Here is a 2,684-nt window from a genome sequence, read left to right as displayed (position 1 = left end):
AATTCAGGTTTCAAGATGGCGACACAAAAAGAAGTAGCAGCTTATTTTAGCGTCGAAGATCGTACAATCCGAAACTGGTCAAAAATAACTGGATTCCCCGCTAGCAAAGGGCGCGGCGGCTATTGCATACAATCAATTTCTAGGTGGCTGGCAACGGTTGCCATGTCAAAAGTTAGTAGTACACAAACCACAAGCTCTACATCTCTTGAAGATGAAGAAAAAGAACTAAAACTTGCGGAAAAGAGACTCAAAATCAGGCGTCAAGAAGTAGATATCAAGCACAAAGAGTTTGATCTATCAATTAAAGAGCAAAGATCAGCGCCAATAGAAATAATTACGCGCACCTTGGAGCTTTCCAGCGTTGCCGCATCTTCTAACTTAAAAGCCCTTCTTCCAAGAATAAAACGGGCATGGCATGACATACCGCCAGAGGCAATCGAAGAAATCAATAAAGTCATAGCGACAACATGCAATGAGGTAGCCAATTTTGAACCAGATCTCTCTAGCTACACAGCAAGCGATTTGCTTAGCGGTGAAGAGGGGGCTGAGTCCGTTTAAAACTGAAGAGCCCAAAACGTGTGTCGAGTGGTGTGATGAACATTTCTGGTTACCGGAAGAGTCGAGCCAAATCCCTGGTCGGTGGATCACACAGCCAGTTCAAAAAGCACTTTTGAATATGATGGGAAATGATGCGATTCAAGTCATTTCCATTCAAAAACCTACTCGCTTTGGCTTTACGAAAATGTTTAGCGGAGCAATGTGGTATTTAGGCATTCACAAAAAACGTAGCTCTGTCGTTTATCAGCCTAATGACCCACTTGCAAAACAGTTTGTTCTTGATGAAGTAAATCCTCTTTTATCAATCGTGCCTGCAATTCAAGATTCTTTTCCAGATTGGGCCGTAAATAACGAAAACAACTCTACCAAAAAGAAAACCTGCACAGGTTTTTCGATAGATTTTAAAGGAGCTGAAACACCGAATAACTTTCGCTTGATGACTAAGCAAGTTGTTATTGCAGATGAGCTTGGCGCATTCGCAATCAACTCAGGTGAAGGTGACAATATGAAAGTCATCTTAAAGCGGATCCAAGGCGCTACTTTTGGTAAAGCCATTTTTGGTTCAACGGTTGTTTTTTCCGGTGATGTCATTGCGCGTCTTTTAGCTGAAGCAAATTCAGTCTTTTCGTTTCAAATCCCTTGTCCGCATTGCGGAACACTTCAAACATTGGAATGGGGTGACGCAAAATCAACGTTCGGTATGAAATGGGACAGAGCGATCGATGATGAAGAGGCGATGGCAGAAAGTGCTTATTACCTGTGCCGAAATGCTAAATGCCAAAAGTCAGAAAGTCTTGGGCGTATCGAATATAGGCACCTTTCAGCTATGGAAGAGGCTGGCAGATGGGTTTGCGAAAAAACAGAGATTTGGACTGAGGACGGGATAACGTTCTTCAACACAACGGGAAATAAAGTTAAAGCCCCAAAGCGTGTTGGAATTAAATGCTCTGCACTTTACTCGCTGAATTTACCAGAAGGTTGGATAGAGATTGTTAGGGAATGGCTAGATATAAAGGGCGACCCTGACAAGCTACAAGCATTTATCAATCTAACTCTCGGCCTACATTTCGATCCAAAAAACACTAAGAGGCTCGATCATGAGGTATTGCTGAATAAGCGAGAAAAATACAAAGCTCAAGTGCCTAAAGATGTCGTTTATATCACTGTTGGCGGAGATACCCAAGATAATAGGATGGAGGGTTATACTTGGGGCTTTACTGCCGATGGTCGGAAATACCTTATAGACCGATTTGTTTATATGGGTGACCCACGTGATGATGATGTACAAGATGCAGTAGTAGACTTTTGCGCCCGTACTTACGAACGTGAAGATGGAGAAGTTTTAAACATATCCCGTATTTGTTGGGATTTGGCAGGTCACCGTTCAGAGGTCGTGTATAAATTATCAAAAAGAATAGGGCTATTACGCTTTATTCCTTGCAGGGGAGCGAGTAAGTATGGCGAACCTGTGCAATCAATGGCTATGCAAGTCAACAAGAAAACCGGTACTTACATTGTAATTGTCGGAACAGATACGGCCAAAGATGTATTTTACGCTGACATCGAGGTCCCCCTAGGTGAAAGAAGAGCAATTCACTTACCTTTAGATGACCGTATCTGTGATAAAGATGTGTGCAAGCAGCTCGTATCTGAAATCAGAAAACCAACAAAAACTAAACAAGGTATTTTGTTCATTTATGACAATGAAGGACGCCGAAATGAAGCGCTAGACTGCTTTGGTTACGCTTTATCTGCTCTGCACGTTTCAATAGAAAAGTTTTCTCTCAACCTTTCCGATTACAAATCACAACAACAAACGCAAAAAGCCGCAGCTGCGTCTTTTGCAGAACTTGGCAAGAAATTAGGTGCATAATGAATATTGATCAGCTGAAAGCGAATTTGATAGAGGCACAGCAAGCGTATCACGACTTATTGACTGGGCAAGCTGTTGTTTCGTTTGTTCGTAGCGGCCGAGAAACTAGATTTACTCAAGCTAATAAAGCGGATCTAAAAAACTATATCGACGAATTGGAAACTCTAATAAATGGCACATCGAAAAGGCGCAGAGGGCCAGCGAGGTTGTCATTATGAGTGGGTTAGTCGCGAGTGATGGAATAACACCGCTT

3 protein-coding genes are annotated in these 2,684 nt (G+C 42.3%); all 3 read left to right on the top strand.

Annotated elements, in window-relative coordinates:
- Nucleotides 1–558: hypothetical protein (locus N473_RS24820; protein ID WP_231099629.1), on the top strand; the 558-nt coding region annotated here is incomplete at its 5' end.
- Complete coding sequence (locus tag N473_RS24815) at nt 488–2,431, top strand: terminase gpA endonuclease subunit (protein WP_196766481.1); 1,944 nt, start codon at nt 488–490, stop codon at nt 2,429–2,431. The genes N473_RS24820 and N473_RS24815, both read left to right, overlap by 71 nt.
- A complete protein-coding gene (gpW, locus tag N473_RS24810) occupies nt 2,431–2,649 on the top strand; it encodes a gpW family head-tail joining protein (protein ID WP_063370283.1) in 219 nt (72 codons plus the stop codon). Before N473_RS24815 ends, gpW begins: the two co-directional genes overlap by 1 nt.
- Nucleotides 2,650–2,684 lie beyond the last annotated feature (35 nt).

Origin of the sequence: Pseudoalteromonas luteoviolacea CPMOR-1, assembly GCF_001625685.1 — a bacterium.
Classification (GTDB): domain Bacteria; phylum Pseudomonadota; class Gammaproteobacteria; order Enterobacterales; family Alteromonadaceae; genus Pseudoalteromonas; species Pseudoalteromonas luteoviolacea_K.
The sequence above is the reverse complement of the archived record's forward strand: the minus strand, read 5'-3'. Positions and strand labels throughout refer to the sequence as shown.